Annotated in this window: 4 protein-coding genes and 2 pseudogenes; 1 reads left to right on the forward strand and 5 read right to left on the reverse strand. The window is 59.6% G+C overall.

The features are described 5' to 3' along the window. The 5 genes and pseudogenes from BMI01S_RS42760 to BMI01S_RS44405 form a co-directional block, all read right to left on the reverse strand. Window positions 1-216 (reverse strand): annotated as a pseudogene (locus BMI01S_RS42760) (recombinase family protein); the annotation flags it as partial. Then, a complete protein-coding gene (locus tag BMI01S_RS42765) occupies window positions 213-374 on the reverse strand; it encodes a recombinase family protein (protein WP_208461006.1) in 162 nt (53 codons plus the stop codon). The pseudogene BMI01S_RS42760 and the gene BMI01S_RS42765, both read right to left, overlap by 4 nt. A gap of 12 nt (window positions 375-386) precedes the next feature. Continuing rightward, window positions 387-596 carry a hypothetical protein gene (locus BMI01S_RS42770; RefSeq protein ID WP_208461007.1) on the reverse strand — a complete coding sequence of 70 codons (210 nt, stop codon included), beginning with the start codon at window positions 594-596 and terminating at the stop codon, window positions 387-389. 158 nt (window positions 597-754) lie between these two features. Then, window positions 755-1,225, reverse strand: a complete 471-nt coding sequence (locus BMI01S_RS37010) for a helix-turn-helix domain-containing protein (protein ID WP_042293243.1) — start codon at window positions 1,223-1,225, stop codon at window positions 755-757. Between the two features lie 179 nt (window positions 1,226-1,404). Next, window positions 1,405-1,857, reverse strand: coding sequence for a DUF5372 family protein (locus BMI01S_RS44405; protein ID WP_409372334.1), 453 nt, complete (start codon window positions 1,855-1,857; stop codon window positions 1,405-1,407). On the opposite strand from BMI01S_RS44405, the pseudogene BMI01S_RS37015 reads away from it, so the two are divergent. Then, window positions 1,749-2,267, forward strand: a pseudogene (locus BMI01S_RS37015) (IS21 family transposase); the annotation flags it as partial. The gene BMI01S_RS44405 and the pseudogene BMI01S_RS37015 overlap by 109 nt on opposite strands.

Raw genomic sequence — 2,267 nt, forward strand, 5'->3', positions numbered from 1 at the left:
TGCCTTGACGGAAGCCATGGCCGAAGCGGTGCGACGAAACGTGAGGAAGAACTCGCGGATACTGTCCTGAATCCGCTGATCGGGATCCAGACTGACACGTCCCTCGCCATCATAGACGAAGCCGATGGGCAAACGTATCTCAAGCTCTCCACGTTGTGCCTTGTTAAGCATTCCTCCACGTAATCTTGCGCGCAATACATGCACGGCCTCACTCATTTTCCCTTCAAGCCCAGAACGAGGCGGTCGTTAAAGTGGGCCGGGTCATATACGCCATCGCCGTCCAGCAGGAGGGTATCAGTCAAGGCACAGATTTCCAGCAGCCGGTGCCAGTCCGAGGAGTTGCGAGCCAGGCGCGAAACCTCCAGACCCATCATGATTCCAGCCTTTCACATGCTTACCTCGGTAACCAGCCGCTGGAAGCCTTCGCGATCGACGGCACTTGCACCAGATTGCCCGAGATCCGAATCGATCACGAACACCTGGTCGATTTTCCACCCCAGCGAAACGGCGCGCTCGCGCAGCGCATACTGGCGCTCGGTGCTCTCAGTGTTTTCGAACACCTGCCGCGCGCGCAACTGCGTTACATGGAGTCTCACGCATGCCTGCGATCCACGCCGCCATGCTCTTGAACATCAGGAGCGTGCGCCCGCGCCCCGACGAAGAGCTTCCCCGATTCTCGACCACATCGACGCGCAAGGCTTCGTAACTCCCGACCAGCACTCCAGGGTCCGGCGTCGTTACGGTCGCCGGGGATTCACTGGCGTTTTTTTTTCGGCTGCCGCTGTAACGCGCGCTCTACCGTACGGCGGTGCACAGTCAAACCGAATTTCGCCGCGATGCGTTCGAGCAGTTCGTTCGTGCCCAGACCATCCTCGGCATCGCGCGTCTGCTCGATGAAGTCCAATACTTCCGCAGTGATCTTGTGAGCACCGCGCGGCCCCCACTTGTCTGGCAGCAGCCCTGCAAGTCCCTCACGATCGAAGTCGGCCTGCGCCTTGTAGAAGGTTGGCCGCGATACGCCAAACCGCGCCGCCACCTCGGCGATGGGTTGCCCCTCGGTACGCACGCGGCGAAGCATCTCGTAGCGTACCTGCACCAAGTCCCGTGGATCGAAGAAGTCGCTGGCAACGAACGCTGGATCACGGACATCCTGTGCATGTGGATTCAGCGTCCCGCTCTCGTGGAGTGCAGCTAGTTTCGGATCGGGCTTTTTGGTTCGTCGCATGTAATATAAATTATGCCTCTGCATTGCAAATGTCAAGGAGGATCAAGGCTTTCCGCAGTGAACATTTACTATCCATGTTTGCCAGAAATAAGGCGTTTATGGTGTCGCATAAATCCACACCTTCCACATTTCGGCGCGCCCTGATTTTCACGGGCATATTTTAGTTTACGTATGCGGCGTTATTTTCTTGACGACTTGCGCTTGACCGATTTGGTACAGGCTGTCGCGCTGATCTCCCGGTGTCGGGCGATAAGCCCGATCAGATGCAGCAGGTCTTCTACGCGGAATGTGGATCGTCCTGCGGAGAGGACTTCGAATGGTTCGGGCGCTGAGACGCTTGTCCACGAAGCCGGGAGGCGTCTCAGCCTGCCCGAAACATCGCGGAAGTACACACGCTCTTCGCCCCAGGCACAGCGGCGCTCAAGTAGCACAAATTCTTGTCCGCGCAGGGGATGGAAAGGGTGAGTGACACGTACAAGCTGTGTGTCGCTGATCGGATCGCGTGCAGTTGACGGTCTATGGGAAGGGCACCGTCGAGAACGCGATCCAGCATACCCAGGGCACGGCCCTGATGGGGCGCCGGTTCGAATCGATCGAGGAGCAGAACGCCTTCCTCGAGCAATGGGAATCAAACTGGGCGGCCAGAAGAATTCACGGCAGCACCCGTCGCGAGGTCCAGGCGATGTTCGAGGAGGAGCGTCCCCATCTGCGGGCCTTGCCGGCGCGCAACTTCGAATACTTCACCGACAAGGTCTACACGGTCTGCGACGACACGTGCGTCCGGGTAGACCACAGCAGCTACGCAGCCCAACCGGCTCCCATCGGCGGCCAGGTGCTGGTGCGTAAATTTGCCCCTCGCCTGGAAATCCGCAACCTCCAGACACAGGCATTGCTGCGCACCCACATGCTGGCCGACAGGCCGGGCACGGTGGTACTGCCGCAGGACGAGCGGCCGTTCAATCCCTCCCGGGAAACGCGCCGCATCCTCGCGCAGGCCAGGACGATCGGGCCGTCGGCCGAGGGTCTCTGCCAGCATCTGTTT

Origin of the sequence: Paraburkholderia mimosarum LMG 23256 = NBRC 106338 (assembly GCF_000739815.1) — a bacterium.
In the GTDB taxonomy this organism is placed as follows: Bacteria; Pseudomonadota; Gammaproteobacteria; order Burkholderiales; family Burkholderiaceae; genus Paraburkholderia; species Paraburkholderia mimosarum.

Coding starts and splice junctions, on each gene's coding strand:
- BMI01S_RS42765 (WP_208461006.1), bottom strand. CDS start 374: ATGATGGGTCTGGAGGTTTCGCGCCTGGCTCGCAACTCCTCGGACTGG.
- BMI01S_RS37010 (WP_042293243.1), bottom strand. CDS start 1,225: ATGCGACGAACCAAAAAGCCCGATCCGAAACTAGCTGCACTCCACGAG.